The 16,470-nt window shown below is 54.1% G+C and carries 16 protein-coding genes; 5 read left to right on the top strand and 11 right to left on the bottom strand.

What is annotated here, in order from left to right:
* The first annotated feature begins 73 nt into the window (after window positions 1-73).
* Entirely contained in the window at window positions 74-604 is a 531-nt protein-coding gene (locus tag ACOOFE_RS09340) for an Hpt domain-containing protein (RefSeq protein ID WP_420414703.1), read from the top strand.
* Between the two features lie 84 nt (window positions 605-688).
* Here the strand turns inward: ACOOFE_RS09340 and ACOOFE_RS09335 are convergent, their stop codons facing one another.
* The 4 genes from ACOOFE_RS09335 to ACOOFE_RS09320 all read right to left on the bottom strand — a co-directional run bounded on the left by ACOOFE_RS09335 (window position 689) and on the right by ACOOFE_RS09320 (window position 4,911).
* On the bottom strand, window positions 689-1,849 hold the full coding sequence (locus ACOOFE_RS09335) for a DUF2336 domain-containing protein (protein WP_420414702.1): 1,161 nt from the start codon (window positions 1,847-1,849) through the stop codon (window positions 689-691).
* A gap of 106 nt (window positions 1,850-1,955) precedes the next feature.
* On the bottom strand, window positions 1,956-3,389 hold the full coding sequence (locus ACOOFE_RS09330; protein ID WP_420414701.1) for a transglycosylase SLT domain-containing protein: 1,434 nt from the start codon (window positions 3,387-3,389) through the stop codon (window positions 1,956-1,958).
* Between the two features lie 320 nt (window positions 3,390-3,709).
* Window positions 3,710-4,312, bottom strand: coding sequence for a flavin reductase family protein (locus tag ACOOFE_RS09325; protein WP_420414700.1), 603 nt, complete (start codon window positions 4,310-4,312; stop codon window positions 3,710-3,712).
* 2 nt (window positions 4,313-4,314) lie between these two features.
* Entirely contained in the window at window positions 4,315-4,911 is a 597-nt protein-coding gene (locus ACOOFE_RS09320) for a nitroreductase family protein (RefSeq protein WP_420414699.1), read from the bottom strand.
* A gap of 435 nt (window positions 4,912-5,346) precedes the next feature.
* Here ACOOFE_RS09320 and ACOOFE_RS09315 point away from each other — a divergent pair, with 435 nt between their 5' ends.
* Window positions 5,347-6,441, top strand: coding sequence for a hypothetical protein (locus ACOOFE_RS09315; protein WP_420414698.1), 1,095 nt, complete (start codon window positions 5,347-5,349; stop codon window positions 6,439-6,441).
* 41 nt (window positions 6,442-6,482) lie between these two features.
* Here ACOOFE_RS09315 and ACOOFE_RS09310 read toward each other — a convergent pair whose 3' ends face one another.
* The 4 genes from ACOOFE_RS09310 to ACOOFE_RS09295 form a co-directional block, all read right to left on the bottom strand.
* A complete protein-coding gene (locus ACOOFE_RS09310) occupies window positions 6,483-7,328 on the bottom strand; it encodes a lysophospholipid acyltransferase family protein (RefSeq protein WP_420414697.1) in 846 nt (281 codons plus the stop codon).
* Window positions 7,329-7,492: 164 nt separating this feature from the next.
* Window positions 7,493-9,475 (bottom strand): threonine--tRNA ligase, encoded by a 1,983-nt coding sequence (gene thrS, locus ACOOFE_RS09305; RefSeq protein ID WP_420414696.1) that lies wholly within the window; start codon window positions 9,473-9,475, stop codon window positions 7,493-7,495.
* 139 nt (window positions 9,476-9,614) lie between these two features.
* Window positions 9,615-10,361: a substrate-binding periplasmic protein gene (locus tag ACOOFE_RS09300; RefSeq protein ID WP_420414695.1), complete on the bottom strand. Its 747-nt coding sequence runs from the start codon at window positions 10,359-10,361 to the stop codon at window positions 9,615-9,617.
* A gap of 345 nt (window positions 10,362-10,706) precedes the next feature.
* Window positions 10,707-11,129 (bottom strand): Lrp/AsnC family transcriptional regulator, encoded by a 423-nt coding sequence (locus ACOOFE_RS09295; protein WP_420415557.1) that lies wholly within the window; start codon window positions 11,127-11,129, stop codon window positions 10,707-10,709.
* Window positions 11,130-11,293: 164 nt separating this feature from the next.
* Here ACOOFE_RS09295 and ACOOFE_RS09290 point away from each other — a divergent pair, with 164 nt between their 5' ends.
* Window positions 11,294-12,199, top strand: coding sequence for a DMT family transporter (locus ACOOFE_RS09290; protein ID WP_420414694.1), 906 nt, complete (start codon window positions 11,294-11,296; stop codon window positions 12,197-12,199).
* Window positions 12,200-12,294: 95 nt separating this feature from the next.
* Here the strand turns inward: ACOOFE_RS09290 and ACOOFE_RS09285 are convergent, their stop codons facing one another.
* From ACOOFE_RS09285 to ACOOFE_RS09275, 3 genes are all read right to left on the bottom strand, one after another.
* A complete protein-coding gene (locus ACOOFE_RS09285; RefSeq protein WP_420414693.1) occupies window positions 12,295-14,076 on the bottom strand; it encodes a B12-binding domain-containing radical SAM protein in 1,782 nt (593 codons plus the stop codon).
* A gap of 96 nt (window positions 14,077-14,172) precedes the next feature.
* On the bottom strand, window positions 14,173-14,523 hold the full coding sequence (gene yidD / locus ACOOFE_RS09280; RefSeq protein WP_420414692.1) for a membrane protein insertion efficiency factor YidD: 351 nt from the start codon (window positions 14,521-14,523) through the stop codon (window positions 14,173-14,175).
* A gap of 30 nt (window positions 14,524-14,553) precedes the next feature.
* The gene (locus tag ACOOFE_RS09275; protein WP_420414691.1) at window positions 14,554-15,000 is read right to left on the bottom strand and encodes an iron-sulfur cluster assembly scaffold protein; all 447 of its coding nucleotides are present in this window, start codon (window positions 14,998-15,000) and stop codon (window positions 14,554-14,556) included.
* Between the two features lie 288 nt (window positions 15,001-15,288).
* Between ACOOFE_RS09275 and folE the strand changes: the two genes are divergently transcribed.
* Both folE and hisI read left to right on the top strand, forming a co-directional pair.
* Window positions 15,289-15,915 carry a GTP cyclohydrolase I FolE gene (folE, locus tag ACOOFE_RS09270; RefSeq protein ID WP_141186170.1) on the top strand — a complete coding sequence of 209 codons (627 nt, stop codon included), beginning with the start codon at window positions 15,289-15,291 and terminating at the stop codon, window positions 15,913-15,915.
* A gap of 56 nt (window positions 15,916-15,971) precedes the next feature.
* Complete coding sequence (gene hisI / locus ACOOFE_RS09265) at window positions 15,972-16,427, top strand: phosphoribosyl-AMP cyclohydrolase (RefSeq protein WP_420414690.1); 456 nt, start codon at window positions 15,972-15,974, stop codon at window positions 16,425-16,427.
* The last annotated feature ends 43 nt before the right edge of the window (window positions 16,428-16,470 follow it).

Raw genomic sequence — 16,470 nt, 5'->3', positions numbered from 1 at the left:
CCCCCTGTTAAATTTGTGGACCCATACTGACAGCGTGAGCGAGAGCTCATCCCCAGATGAGGACTTTGCCGCAATGACCAGCATGCCCCAGGATCAGGATTACGAAATCGTGTCTCCGCCAACGGACTTGCGAAAGAAGGTCCGCGAGCTGTCACCGCGCGAAGCACGGAAATTCGATCCTGTTAAAGCAGCTGAAGCAGCCCTTGAGCGTATCGCCCCCCATTTTGGCAACTGGATGGATAATGAAGCCAAGGGGCTCGTGAGTGCCTGGGACATCGTCAAGTCCGACGGCGTCTCCAAAGAAAGCGTGGATACGCTCTACCAATCTGTTCACAATATCAAAGGTCAAGGTTTGACCTTGGGATTTCCTTTGGTCGGGGATGTCGCTGCTAGTTTTTGCCATTTAATTGAAAACCTCCCGGCACCGGAAGATCTGCCGGTCGGGCTGGCTGAAGGTTTTGTGGAAGCGATCCGCGCGATGGTTACAGAAGGCGCCAAGGACACGGCCAATAAGACCGGTGTGGAACTACTGGATACTCTTCGTACGGCAACCGACACTTACCTCGCTCAGTTTCCACCGAAAGACCGGGACGGCGAAGCTTAGAGACTTGGACACAAGTTTTAAAAGCAGTTCGGCTCCGAATTCGGAGCCGATGTTAATTTTTGAATCTCGAAAAACTGAATTAGATTAGGCTGCGTGCACCGCACGCAGATCTTTAGCGTTCTTTTTCATCACTGAACGTGCTTCCAGGCGCGCGACATCAATAGCGAAACGGCGCAAGAACGCATTGACGTCTTCGTCCGATCCAAATGCCCCATCCTGCATCCCGGCAAGCAAGGCCTCAGTGAGCGCCCGCGCCTCTTCCAATGCCAGATCATAGCTAAAGTCGGCATCGGCTTTACGCGCGATATCAATGGCCAGTAAAAACGCCTGATGCGACCGGTATGGCAGACCGGCCTTGCGCAAGATCGCCTGCAGCGCAGCCCGCCGGACTGACAGCAACACCTTGCACATGCGCGCCAACGGCATGTTTCCGAGATTTGCTAGCGCGGCAGCGAAGAACCGCAAACGGCCACAACAAACGGCCCGCAGCAGAAGCCGTGTATTCAGCTGTCCAGCGGCGCGCAGATGTTCAACAAATTCAGGTAGGTCTTCATCTTTGGCCTCAAGCGCCAGCCGCAGAACAACCTTGTCGACAGCGTCACTCAAAAAGACATCACGCTGGTGCTCTGGCACCCGCTCAAGAACAACCGGATGATTTTCCAGGTTCTGCGCCAGCCCCATCAACAGTTCATAGCGCACAGGAATCGGCAAATCACCGAGCTTAAGAAGTTGATCGCAAAGGTCGGGGTGCCGCTCAAAGCGCTCCGCCAACCGTATAAGAGAGGATTTCAAAACAGCTGCGCTCGGGTTCTGCAGGAGCCTCATGCAAGCGGACTCGTCAGCCACCTCACAAAGTGCTGCACTCACACTGGCAGGAACATGATCCCTCTCTGCGATCGCGCATTGAACAGCAGGACTGCCTTCGGCCAGAAGATCAACAAGTTCGGTTTCAGTAAGCAATGGCGAGGATTTGAGTACCAGAACGGCAATATCGTCCACATCGTGAGCAAGGCAGCGGATAATATGACCAGGCGCATGCGCGCTTGCAGCCAGAACCTTGGCGATGGTCTTGCGCACCGGCCGGCTCGGGTCGTCGAGGAGTACTGTCAGTGCTGCAGCCATGGTCGTCCGTTCCGAGCTGCCCTCTTCGGCAGCCAAATAACGTTCTGCGTAAGTTCGTGCAGCCTCAATATCGAGACTACCTTGATCGCTGTCGGTGAGGTGCAGAATATCGTGAACGGTCATGATCTTAATGCTGTCTAGAATAAGCTTCGCACCTATCCTGGCATCAAAGACTTAACGATCAGTTCACTATAATTTTGACATGCCCCCACATGTATCCGGCCTCGGATTAGGCCGGAGGCAACAAGTCTTTCTGTTCTTCCTGAGCTTTCAGTCTCAGAAAACGGCTGAGGTCCAATGGACCGCCCTGATTGGCAAGTGCCAGCTCTTGCGCTGCGACCTGATTCGAAGCACCGGAAAGAGCACTGAAAAGGGCAGCTTCTTCTACCGCCGCAAATGCAGATGCAAACCGCGGATTGACGCCTGCCTGATCTGACCCCGGATCATTGCGGAACAAAGCCTCAAACGGGTTTGCGGTCTGTGCCGCCTGGAAGGCCGACAACACGCGGTGTGAGGCTGCATCTGCGGCCTGATTGATCGACGAATCCCTTGGGTCATCAGGAACTGGCTGCGGCATGCTTGCTGCGACCTGCTGCACCGGAGCTTGTGGCTGCGGTTGCGGTTGCACCTGCTGCTCTGCCGGGTCTACAGCGTTCGCGCTGGCGGTGACCGGGTTGCTTGGCCGGCTTTCCGGAACAGGCGCCTTCGCCACGACCAGCGGTTTATCAAACGGCAGTTCCTGCTGAACAGGCTCTGCGACTGCCGCGACCTGAACCGGTGCCTGCGGCTTCGAACGCATTGCAAACTGGGCCGCCGGATCGCCTGCGAGATGATCGAAATTCTCAGGTGTTGCTTCAACCGTTCTCACTGGTGCCGGCGGTTTGGAGCGCATCGCAAAGGCCGCTGCCGGATCTCCGGCCAAATCATCAAACGGCACAGACGGGGCTGGCGTTTGAGACCCGGGCTTGGCATTTGGCAAAGTCGCCACGTTCAACAGTTCGCCCGACGTCCGCAGGTTCTTCCGTCCACCAGCTTCCGCGATCATCGAAACCGCGTCGTGTTTGGAGACAATCACCTGATAAACTTCTTCCATCGACCGGGCTGTGCCATTGCGATGATAGAAGATCGGTTTGTTGGCCCTCGCCTGAGTTGAAAAGATCCTGTCAGCGCGCTGGTCCGGGTTGGACGCTGTGTTTTCAATCAAGCGGCTGGCACCATTGGCGCCGAGGAAATGCGCCATATAAAGTTCGCCATCGGTCGGTTCGCGACCAATCCTGCGTTCCAGGTAGGCGGCATTCTTCTGCGTATAAGCACCGGCCATGATCGAAGAGATTTCCGGATCCTTGCGTAAATCAAGAATTTCCCGGCGCATCTGGGGATCGCTGACGTAGTATTTGCCACTCTTAGAGCGCTTGATTTGATCGGAGTATTTGTCCAACCCATGCTCCGGCCCAGCTTGTTTCATGGTTTCAAGCCAGGTGGACTCAATGAATTGGAACAACCCCGTTGCGCTCGAGGTTTTGGCTTTGGCCGACGGATTGAATGAAGATTCCCGTGCAGCTGTCTTAACAAGATAGTCAAACGACGTTCCTGTTGATGTACTCGCAGACTGAAACGCAAGCTCGATCTTAGACGCGACCGAGGCATTTTCACCAACCCGCATGACTGGACCTCCTCGACGAAACTATTTATTACTTTGTTAACTTTCGCGCCCAAAAGGTTAACAAATCCTTAACAGCCCACAGCCAGGCGAAATTCCTTTATTGATCTCTTAAAAACCAATCGCTCCCTACGTAACTATGTCAATGCAATCAAACGCAAATGTGGACTTTGGCGGATTTCTGCGATTTTTCTTGGGAAAAATTTACCTAGCCGCTAGGAAGATTTTGCCGTTCACCGGCGGATAAATACGTGATTCGGATGTCCCATTATGGGACAGGCGCCCCGTTTTTGAGCGCCTGTTTCGATTCTCGGAGTTAACCTTCAGACCTTCGGGCGGCCCATTTGGAAGACCTCGGTGACCACCGCGTAGTCCATGTAGCCAAGGCGGGAAAGCGGCTTGTAGCGGGTAACATCGACCATGCCGTTTACAATCACATCATCGGAGATATGAACGCCGACAACCTGGCCAAAGATCACCCAGCTGTCTGTATCTTCACCATCCAGACCTTTCATCCGAATGGTTTGCAGATGTTTGCACTCCAGCGCCGTTGGCGCTTTCGCGACCCGCGGCACCTTAACCAGGTTACTCTCAGCCATTTCCAAACCAGTCAAATCGAATTCGGACGTTTCATGAGGAACCGCAGCTGACGACAAGTTCATCTCGTCCTTCAGGTCATAGCTTGCCATGTTGCAAACGAATTCACCCGTGGCGTCGATGTTGGCCGCGCTGTCCTTATAGTTGGATGAGGAGAACATCACGATCGGCGGGCGGTCGCAGACACAGTTGAAAAAACTGTAGGGCGCCAGGTTGGTCCTGCCGTCTTTGTCCAAGCTGGAGATCCAGCCAATCGGCCGGGGTGCAATAATTGCTTTGAACGGATTATGAGGCAATCCGTGGTCGTTTTTTTCCGTTTCGTAGAACATCTTTATTGAGTTTCCGTCCAGTTGGAAGTGATGTCGGAGAGATTGGGGCGGGCACGCTCGACCGGCGGCTGGGTCGGTGTTCCAATATGGATGAAACCGGCAAACCGCTCACCGTTTTCAAGGCCAAGATAGGCACCGGCATCCTCGTCAAAGGCGCACCATTCTGTCAGCCATTGTGAAGCAAATCCGGCAGCCGCCGCGGCTGACACCAGTGTCATGCACACAGCACCTGCGGAAAGCTGCTGTTCCCACAAGGGGATCTTGGGGTGATCCGCCGCCCGGCTGACAACGCCAACCACAATGGGCGCGCGTGTGAACCGGGTCAGTTCTTTTTCCATTTGGGCCGCATCCAGCGAACCATTTTTCTTTTCATAGAGGCCTGCCAGGAACCGGCCGATTTTTTCACCATCCGGCGCCCTATAAACAATGAAGCGCCAAGGCGCTAATTTGCCATGGTCAGGAACCCTGGCTGCGATGGTCAAAAGGTCCGAAAGCTGTCCTTCGTCGGGACCCGGCCCTGACATGGTCACCGACGGGTGTGATCGGCGCTTTCGCAAAAACTCAAGAGCCTCTGGTGACCCCTTGACCATTTCTGACATTTTAACTGCCTCTAACTGAGATAGTTTCATTTGCAACTATCTTCGTAATTGATTGATGGAATTTGTCAACTCCGGTCTACAGGCAACGCCCTCGCAAATAAAATGGAAAGGCAACGAAATGGACGGAAAAGCGCATGAACCGAACTTAGCGCCCGGTTGAGCGATTTGACGCTGCAGATCAAAGCTATTTTGGCGTCGCTTCTCGACGGCGTGAATTTGCCCGGTTGCAGCGTAGCAATCCCTTGAAAACCGAACGGTTTCCTGAGGGCTCACGTCTTGTACCCTAATAGAGTCATCCCCACCAATTTCATCTCATTTGCGTGTGCGTGGCTTAAGGTCTTGAATTCGCCAAAATTTCAGGTCCAATGGCAGAAACAAGCTGGAAGGCACCGCTGACCAGATGACAGCGCTTGGCCAAAACGATAATAAGTGGGCATGCAGAATCCAACGACTTTGTGGAACCGGATCAAGACCAAGCACACAATTGCGCGCCGTATATTGGGCGCCGCGCTGTGCTGCACGGTAATCGCGGCGCAGCCTATGGCTGCTAGCGCACAATCCAACTTACCGATGCCACCCGCATTCAAACCGGATCCGGATGCGCCTGTCGCGGCGCCATCAGTGCCGATCGAGAACCTTTTGGACCGGGAACCGGAACCGTTGTTTTCCGACAACACTCTCGTTCCCTATGCCCCCGCCTTTTCAAGTGCACAAGGAACGTCGGAAGGTTTGACCCGGGGCGCATTGTATCTGATGGCCAAACTGACCCGGGACAGCGATCCTCTTAATGACGACCTGATCTGGCGGATCTATTCGGAAACAACAAATGCCGACGGACGCCTACAGCTGATTGCGACCTCCAAAGGTGGAGACGCCGAATTCCGCTTGGATCCGGGCACCTATCTCATCCATACCGCGTACGGCTACGCCCAAGCGACCAATCGGATTGTGATCGGCAAGGAAGTCTTGTCAAAAATGGTGACGCTGAACGCGGGTGGGGTCAAATTCGATGCCAGCTTGCCGGATGGCGCGCCGCTGGAAAGCGCTCCCGTCACCTTTGATGTTTACAGCCAGGAATTTGACGAGCGCGGCGAACGCGATCTCATCGCCAGCCAAGTCCAGCCTGGAGCGATTATTCGCCTGAACGCGAACACCTATCATATTGTCAGCCGCTATGGCGCGGCCAATGCCGAGATCCGAGCCGACATCCAGGTTCTGCCGGGCAAGCTCACCGAAGCAACGATCTTCCACAAAGCTGCCGACATCACTTTGAAACTTGTCAACGAACGCGGCGGGGAGGCCATCGCCAACACCACCTGGTCAGTTCTGAGTCCGGGCGGTGACGTTGTTGTTGAAGCGACCGGCGCATTTCCGGATTTTGTCCTGGCAGCCGGGGAATATGAGGCAATCGCCCGAAACAACGGCCGCACCTACTTGCACACGTTCACCGTTTCGCCGGGCGAAGACCGGGAAGTGGAAGTGGTCGCAGCGACCAGCGAGCTAGTCACCAGAGCTCCAAGAGCAAACTAGGCGACTGTCAGATTTCTGCAGAAAGGTTTTAGAACGGCCGCTTACCTGCGGCCGAGCAAGCGGCGCTTGCGCTCCGCAGGAGCCATTTCCATGACTTTCGACTGCAGGAAATCCATGATTTCCTTCTGGTCACTAAAACCGGACAATGTCTCATACGGAATTGGCGCGCCTGAGCGGGCCGGAATGACCGATCCTAGGATCTTGCGGAACTCCCGGACCAACAATGAAAGCCGCAGCGTCAGCGAGAACTTGCTGACCAGATGAAACAGCCAGGAGTTCTGGCCATCAAAATAAAGTGGCAATACCGTCGCTTTTGACGAGCGGATCATCTTGGCAGTGAATGTCTTCCACGGGAATTCTTCCGCACGGCCGAAGGGCTTTTGTGCTGTCGCAACGCCACCGCCCGGAAAGACAACGATTGTCGTGCCTTCCTTTAAGAGCTGCAACGCCTTCTTGCGGGTCTCCATGTTTGTTTTGAGGGCTTCTTTGGTTTCCTCAAAATCGACCGGCAGAGAAAACGGACGAACCTCCGGGACTTTCAAAAGCTCGTTGTTGATGAGGATCTTGAAAGGCCGTCCAAGTTGTTCTGCAAGCGAGAGGATGGCCAGTCCATCGCCGATTCCATATGGATGGTTCGCGATCAGAACCAGCGGACCGTCCGGTAAATTCTTTGGCGGCCACTCCCCGGCTTCCATTTCGACATCAATATTGATGAGGCCAAGCAGATCACTCCAGATATAGTCGGAGGTCCCGATGATCGAATGTTTCCAGATCTCATAAAGATCGAGAATCTTCCGGCGTCCGGAGAGACCTTCAATCGTGCGGATCACCCAGCGCTTCAGCGGATGGTGATCAGGATTGGCATAACTGAATTCTGCGTAGTCCACGGCAAGCCGACTTTTAACATTGAACTGTCTGGGCGCGGCCCATCAGAGCCTCCCACAATGTGACGCTCTAACAGAATTTCTATTGCAGTCTGATGACGGCACACTGCCCTTAAGGTAGGGCAGTGTGCAAGCTGGCAGTTTTTCCGTTGATAATACGGAGCCTGTTATTTCAAGTCAGGCGCTGTTGCCTCTTCGACAAACGCTGCAAGCGCTTCATCCAGCCCCATAGGCGTTTGGTTCTTGGACCCGAGCCGGCGGATATTGACAGTCCGCTCTTCAGCTTCCCGCATCCCGCACACCAGGATCACCGGAACTTTCGCCAGAGAGTGCTCACGGACCTTGTAGTTGATCTTCTCATTGCGGAAATCCGTCTCGACCTTGAGGCCCTTGGATTTCAGAAGATCAGCCACTTCCTGGCCATAGCTGTCAGCTTCCGATGTGATCGTTGCAACAACGATCTGCAAAGGCGCGAACCACAGCGGGAAATGTCCTGCGTAGTTCTCAATCAGAATGCCCAGGAACCGTTCCATGGAACCGCAGATCGCCCGGTGGATCATCACCGGAACCTTCTTCTCGCCATTGTTGTCAACGTAGAAGGCCCCAAAGCGCTCCGGTAGGTTGAAGTCGACCTGGGTCGTGCCGCACTGCCATTCCCGGCCGATAGCATCACGCAAGGTATACTCGAACTTCGGACCGTAGAATGCGCCCTCACCTGGCAGGATGTCCGTCTTTACGCGGCCATCTGACTGTTCTTCGATCCGCTTCAGAACATCCGACATGATGCCTTCCGCATGATCCCAGTTTTCATCCGAGCCAACGCGTTTTTCCGGCCGTGTCGAGAGTTTGACAACAATCTCGTCAAAGCCGAAGTCCTTGTAAACGGACAGGATCAAATCGTTGATCTTGAGGCATTCGTCCGCCATCTGCTCTTCAGTACAGAAGACGTGGGCATCATCCTGCGTGAAGCCGCGCACCCGCATCAGGCCGTGCAGCGCACCGGACGGCTCATAGCGGTGCACAACGCCAAACTCCGACAAACGCATTGGCAGGTCGCGGTAGCTCTTCAAACCGTGTTTGAAGATCTGCACATGGCCCGGGCAGTTCATCGGCTTCAAGGCATAAACGCGATCGTCTTCACTTTCCGGATCGGCGCTCTGAACGGCAAACATATTCTCCTTGTACCAGCCCCAATGGCCGGAGGTTTCCCAAAGCGAGGTGTGCAACACCTGCGGAGCATTCACTTCGCTGTAGTCTTCCTTGAGAACACGCCGTTTGTAGGCGATCAGGTTCTGGAACATGTCCCAACCCTTCGGGTGCCAGAAGACAACACCAGGACCTTCTTCCTGGAAGTGGAACAGATCCATTTCGCGCCCGAGTTTGCGGTGGTCGCGCTTCTCTGCCTCCTCCAGCATGTGAAGGTAGTTCTTCAGCTCTTTCTGATCATGCCACGCGGTGGCGTAAATGCGGGTCAGCATTTCGTTGTTGCTGTCGCCGCGCCAATAGGCTCCTGCCACCTTCATCAGCTTGAAAGCGTCGCCAATGTGCTTGGTGGAAACCATATGCGGTCCACGGCACAGGTCCAGCCATTGGCCCTGCTTGTAGATCTTGATTTCCTGGTCTTCCGGGATCGCGTCGACCAGCTCAACCTTGTAGTGCTCACCCTTGGCGGCAAAATAGGTTTTGGCTTCGTCGCGTGTCCAGATTTCCTTGGTGAACTGCGCAGCGCGGCCAATGATCTCGCGCATCTTCTTTTCGATGACCGGCAGCTCTTCCGGCGTGAACGGCCAGTCGTCGCCAGCATTTGCGGCGCCTTCCGGATGAACACGTTTGAAGTCGTAGTAAAACCCGTTTTCGATTACCGGGCCAATGGTGACCTGAGTGCCCGGCCACAATTCCTGCACAGCCTCAGCCATCACATGGGCCGCGTCGTGGCGGATCAGTTCCAGCGCCCGCGGATCGTCCCGAGTGACGATTTCGATGTTGGCGTCGGCGTCAATTGGATCGGTAAGGTCCTTGAGCTCCCCGTTAAGAGCCATCGCTACCGCTTTTTTGGCCAGCGATTTGGAGATGCCGGAGGCAACATCAAAGCCGGAAGTTCCAGCTTCATACTCACGCACGGAATTGTCGGGGAAAGTCAGTTGAATCATTTTAATCTCCTGCTCACTCCTGCAGACAAGGCAGGTAAGCGTTTCATTGGTTTTGAGATGTGTGCTGATAGGGGATTCAAAGCAAAACAGCAACCCATTCTGCCGAGCTACCCGCCTCAAAGCCTCTATACGGTAAGGATTATCCGTTCGGTGCCGTAAGCTTCTTGATGGTATCCCACTCGCCGTCGGCGATCATCGCTTGGAAAGCAGCGTTGATCTTTTCCTGATAGACTAAGCCGCACGGCGTTTTACTGAATAAAATCCAAACGTTAAGCTCGTTGATCGGATGCTTCTGATCATAAACAATGTTGCTGACCCCGGCTTCGGAGATCGCCTTCAAACCGGAACGTTCTTCGATAATCGAACCGTCAAAACGACCGATAGACAGCATTTTGACGCTCTCAAGATCCGAGTTCGGTGCCCGGCTGAACTCAATATTTTCATTCTCAGTCAATGACTGGGGATAGGCATATTGTGACGTCAGTCCAATCCGGCGGCCTTCAAGCTCTTTAACGGTCGTTGGAATTGGCGTGCCTTTACGCACAAAAACAAAATCCCGCTTGTTCAAGATTGGAACCGATTTTAGGGACGGAACGTCGACACCTGCACTGGAATGCGGCATCAACACATCAACGACACTAATCTGAAACAAGCCCAGAGCCCGTTTCTTGGGATAGAGCTTGATCTCAAGGTCAATTTCAGCGCGTTCGGCGGCAGCGCGGAGCAATTCGACAAACTGCCCCTTCTCCGGACTTTCAACAAAATATGGGATTTCGGCTGCAGCAACTTTCATCGGACCGCAGTTCGCATCGGCGTGGGACGGGCTGGGCAGCATCACGGCCATCATCATGATGGCAGCCAATCGCAGGGGCATATCAATTTTCATTTTTGCAAATGCTCCAAACCCATCCAGCCGAACCCAAATCCGGCGCAAGAATCAGCTTCTGCTTCAATTGTTGCCCACACTTCAGTTAAAACACCTACACCAGACCAGGTATAAAAACAGTAACAATCTGCAGATTTAATCTGTTTTTCCTTTTTTGAACCGACAGAAGTCCGGCAACTCGTCAGCACAACCGACCAACCACCCTGGATAGAACTACAAGTTGACTCTGTCTGATTTTCTGAACCGTTTGATCGAACCTGACATAGTCACCTCAAGCCTGAAAAAGTATAGCGAGATAAACTTACGCTAAGCTGATCGCCAGAAATGTACCTGCCCCAGTCCGATTCAACTTTCAGCACTGCTGGCGCACAACGGCGGGGGACGTCGGGAGATCGGCTGCGATTTAACAATCGAGGTACTGGTTTCCGCCTTATCAGTGATCCGCTCCAGTATTCCATCCAGCTCCTCGATTTCCCGGATCACCAGCCGCACGACAAAACAATCGTCGCCCGTAACTTTATCGCATTCGATCACTTCGGGAATTTCCCGTAATAGCTCCCGGACAATATGAAGTTTTCCCGGAAGCGGTCGGACGCGGGTAATAGCCTGAAGTGAGTACCCGAGAGCACGTGGGTCAATGTCTGCAGTAAAACTGCGGATTATCCCCCGCTCTTGCAAACGCCGCAGCCGCTCAGACACACTCGGAGACGACAGCCCGACCTTCGCAGCGATCTCCTTGATCGAACACCGGCCATCCTCGATCAGCATCTTCAGGATCTCATGATCCTGACTATCAATATCTTTCAATATTAATCTCCGAGATAAATTTGCCTTACATTTATAGGGTATCACACCCCAACACCTAACTTCAAACATAGAACCCTTACACCGAAAGGCAGATCCTTGAATGCAGATTCAAAGGAGTTGCTCGAATGTCAGAAAGAACCAGCGGCATATTGGAAATGACTTTCGCCATGAGCCTGATTGGCACTTTAGGCATTTTCGTCGTGTTCAGCGGTGAAAGCCCAATCAATGTTGCCTTTTGGCGATGCTTGTTCGGCGCGATCGGCCTTACGGCCATCTGTGCCTTTAAAGGCGCCTTCGCATACAAGATCTCGTTGAACCAGTTTCTGCTGGCAATGCTGGGCGGCATAGCCTTAACCACCAATTGGGTCATGCTGTTCTACGCGATTGGCCATGCATCAATTTCACTGACGACTGCCATCTACAACACCCAGCCGTTCATGCTTGTCTGTTTTGGCGCGCTCTTTTTCGGAGAACAGCTCACGCTTAGAAAACTCTGCTGGCTGGCTATTGCTTTTTGCGGTGTTGTTCTGATTGCCCAATCAAAACCGGAGCTGGCCTATGCTGAAGGCAGCTTTGCCGTTGGTGTCGCACTGTCCATCGGCGCTGCATTTCTCTGGGCCGTCGCTGTTGTCGCCACCAAAAAACTGAACGATGTCCCACCGCATTTGATCGCACTAATCCAGGTCTCAACCGGCGCCTTGATGCTGACCCCGCTAGCTAGTTTTTCAGACCTTCCAACGGAAACATCCGCCTGGGCTTCCCTTCTGACCTTGGGCTTTGTTCATACGGCGATGATGTACACAATCTTGTACAGCGCTGTTCAGAAACTGCCGACCCACCTTCAAGGAGCGCTCACCTTCCTCTATCCATCCGTGGCCTACGCCACCGATTATCTTGTTTTGGGGCAAAAATTTGGACCCATACAAATTCTGGGAATTGCAGTCATCATGCTGGCGGCCGCAGGCATGACCCTTGGATGGCGCTTGCCGTTTTTCAGAAGACCCAGCCCTTTTTCTCACGGAAAAGTCTAGCCTACCGCAGCCTCCCCGGTCTTGAAACCGGGGTCATAAAAACCTGGTCCCGGCGCAAGGCCGGGACAGTAAACGCATATTTTTGGCGCGATTGTTTAGGACGCCAACGCCTTCTCCTTGGCCGCCTTGACGATGGAGGCATCCCGAGCGGACTTGGCGGCGGCATCCGTACCGCCCCGGGTTTCCTTAATCATCGCCAAATCGGCTTCAGATGCTGCATCCATCGGCGCGATGGCCAGGTCAGAGTAAGCCTTGCGGTCTGGAGACGCCTTGACCTTCTTATAGATCCTGTACGCCCGCCAAACCACGCCAACGCAGGCCAAGTGTTTGGTAAACACTTCCCAAGCGTAGCGCGGGTAAAACACCAGCGGGTTCTCGACCGGCAAACCGCTGCGCCGGTCCCTTCTAAATTTCAGGCGGAAATAGCCGCCTTCCAGCGGATGCACGCCCTCATATTCTATCATCAGCTTGAACCACATCATCAAGAACAGCTTGTTGCCCGGCCGGCCCTTCTTGTGGGCGGCTGCCCGCCTGAGAACTGTCGCGATATGATCATCCGAATAATAGGTAGACCAAGCTTCGCGGTAAGCCTCTTCCCACTCTTGATCCGACATTTTTGGATGATGGCTTACCCGGTGATTGAGATCGTATTTGTTCAGATCCGGATCCATCCAGGTGCCTTTGCTCAAAAGAACCTTATGGTCTTCCGATCCCGGCAGCGGTGTCAGATAGAAGAATTCCAGGAGATCGAGTGGCAATTCGTTCTTGATGATCTCAATGTCGCGGAGCACGGCTTCTTTGGTATCGCCCGGGAAACCAATAATGTAACCGGCATAGGTGGTTGCGCCGTGATCACGCCACTTCTGCAGCATCTCCCGGTATTCGGTGATTTTGTTCTGCCGTTTTTTAGCAGCCAAAAGATTGTCAGGGTTGATGTTTTCAAGCCCGATAAACACCCGGTTCACCCCAGCCCGCGTCGCCTTTTCAATAAAGTTCTCAATCTTGTGGCAAAGCGTATCCACCTGGATGATGAACTTAATGTCGAAGTTTTCGCTCTCTCGCAGGTGGATCAGCCGGTCGAACAGTGGCTCCCATTCCCGGTTCCGGGCGAAATTGTCGTCTGTGATGAAAAACCGGTCGATGCCTTGTGCGTAATTGTCCCGGATAATCTGTTCCAGGTCATCGGCGGAGCGGAACCGGCTTTTGCGGCCCTGAACATTGATGATGGTGCAGAACGAACATTGATACGGACAGCCGCGGCCGAGATCGAAGCTGGAATGGGATCCAGCGGTAAATTGGATGTGTTTGGTCGGCAGGATCGGTGTCGGCTCCCCTTCGAGCGACGGCAAATCGGTCATAAAGTTGTAGAGCGGCTTCAAATCGCCAGCCCAGGCGTCGCGGAACACTTGATCGAGCCGCCGGTCTTCGGCCTCTCCCGCAAAATAGGCAACACCTTCATTTTGTAAGGTGACCATTTCCTCCGGCATCTCATCCAGCATGGAAATACAGCCAGAAACATGAAACCCGCCAATTGCAGTCGCCAGGCCTTCCTTCATGAATTTGCGAGCCAGATCGGTTGCCCGCGGAAACTGATTGGATTGCACCCCAACCAGGGCGATCAGCGCCTTGCCACCGCTGCGCCGGATCTCTCTGGCGATCTTTTCCGGACGAACCCGCTTATTGGTCTCATCATAGGTGTGAAGATGAATGCGGACATCCTCGCCGAGCGCGTTTCTTTCCCGGGCGGCTTCGGCAAGGCCATTTAAGCTGGCCAATGTGTTGGAGGGGATGGCAGATCGGAGCCATTGAATGGGATAGCCGTTGTCATCGTAATGCGTCGGCTTGATCATCACAAAGTGGAAGTCTTTTGCGTCCATTCACCCTCTCCGGCCACACTGCCCACAGCCGGAGAGTTGCACTCACCATAGGTAAGTTCAACCCTTTCTTAACAGAAGGTAAATTCGCGTTTGAAATCAATCCATCCGGTGTTCCGGTGGAATGTGCTGGCCATTCCAGCGCCCGTAGCGCCATGGCAAAAACCAGCGGGCATCGGCTGGCAAATCTTCTGGCAACGGATCAAAGCCGGATGCCCCCCAGGGATTACATCTGAGGATACGGGATAGGCCCAGCCAACCACCGGCCCAAAAGCCAAAGCGGCGGATCGCTTGTTCGGTGTAATCGGAACAGGTCGGCGCATACCGGCAGCCGCGCCCCATGAAGAGCGAGAGGGAATGCCGGTAGACCCAGATCAGCCCGATCACGACATAGCTGGCGGGCGACAGCCGCTTTTCTGGATCAGGTTGTCTGTCGGTCGGAGGACACATCTGCTGTTTAAAAGCTGAAGAGCGGCCAGCTTATGCCGCCGCGCCGTCCGCCTTGCCTTCGATCTGATCAAGTGCGCTGACAACCGCGTCAAAAGTTAGAAGTGTCGACGTGTGCCGGGCTTTGTACTCACGGACCGGCTCAAGAAATCTCAGATCTTCAAACCGGCCTTCCGGTGGGTCTCCACCCTCTTTTAACATGGCGTGCATGGTTTTTTGCAGCGCCCGAAGCTCGTCAGTGCCAGCCCCAACTACATGTTGCGCCATAATCGACGACGATGCCTGGCCCAAGGCGCAGGCTTTCACGTCATGGGCAAAATCGGTCACCACACCATCTTTAACGCACAGATCAACAACAACGGTCGAGCCGCACAGTTTAGAATGCGCCTTGGCGGTGCCGTCTGGATGCTCAAGACGGCCAACACGGGGGATATTGCCCGCGAATTCCAGGATCTTGGCATTATAGATGTCGTCGAGCATTCTCGCCTCTTCGTGACAACCGGTGAACACGTGCCTCATTGCCGGCACGCTTCTTTCATATATATAGATCAGACGCCACAGCAAATTCGCAAGGGGCAGAGGGGTCGCAGCCGGTATTAAATCATGCCGCATTGGCGCTTGACGCTGGCTTCACCCGCTTTGAAACTGTGCGTTCGCTTTTTGAGTGGAGTATGTTACATCTCCGCGCCCTTAAGATTAAGAGCACTTGATCTGAGCAAGAGCGGACGCCGTATGACGAGTGATAAGGGTAAATTTGCGAGGATCCCTATGGACGCTGTCCTGAAGCCGATCGAAAAAACGTTCGAGCGCAAAGCACCGGACCAGTTGCAACGCCCCAGCCGGGAAGAGGCTGAGGCGGCCGTGCGGACTATTCTTGCCTGGACCGGCGACGATCCGGACCGCGAAGGTTTGATCGATACCCCGCAGCGGGTGGTGAAGGCCATTACGCAGCTTTATTCGGGTTATTTCGAAGACCCGGCCGAACACCTTGAGCGCACGTTCGAAGACGTTGGCGGCTATCAAGACATCGTTTTGGTGCGCGGCATTCCGTTCCATTCGCACTGTGAACACCATATGCTGCCGTTTATCGGCGAAGCTCATATCGCCTATTATCCGGCGGAAGGCGTCGTCGGCCTGTCTAAACTGGCTCGTGTTGTCGACATCTTCGCAAAGCGCCTGCAGACACAGGAAAACCTGACAGCGCAGATTGCTTCGACCATCGACGACGCCTTGGCGCCGCGCGGTTTGGCAGTGATGCTGGAAGCTGAACACCAGTGCATGACCATGCGCGGTGTACAGAAACCGGGCGTCTCAACGCTCACCACTCAGTTTACTGGCGTTTTCCAGGACGACCCGGCCGAACAGGCCAAATTCATGACCCTGGTTCGCAGTTAACGTTCCAAAATGGCGCCTTGCACCGTCACAAGACGTGCAAGGCCTGAATGAGTTTCATGTCTGATCTAGTTTTTTCCGAACGTGCCGACAAAAAAACGGTCGAAGACGGCGATCTTTTGATGCCGAAATACGACCAGGACGGCCTCATTGCCGCCGTTGTCACCGATGCAGCAACGTCAGAAGTTCTGATGGTTGGCTACATGAACGAAGAAGCCCTCAAGCGCACCATTGAAACCGGGGAAGCCTGGTATTGGAGCCGCTCCCGCAAGGGGTTCTGGAAGAAGGGCGAAACCTCCGGCCAAGTGCAAAAGGTGCAAGAGATCCTTACCGACTGTGATCAGGACGCTCTTGTGGTGAAAGTCACGGTCGAGGGCAATGGTGCGACCTGTCACGTCGGTTACCGGTCGTGTTTTTTCAGGAAGATTACAAAAACTGAAAACGGCGCAGTCCGCCTGAAATGGGTTGAGACGGAAAAAGTCTACGACCCTGAGGAGGTCTACGGTAAATCCTGAGAGGGCGCAGGAAGTGGCGGCTGACGGAAAGCCAGCCGCCTGA

It is taken from the genome of Roseibium sp. (genome assembly GCF_965216085.1).
In the GTDB taxonomy this organism is placed as follows: domain Bacteria; phylum Pseudomonadota; class Alphaproteobacteria; order Rhizobiales; family Stappiaceae; genus Roseibium.
The sequence above is the reverse complement of the archived record's forward strand: the minus strand, read 5'-3'. Positions and strand labels throughout refer to the sequence as shown.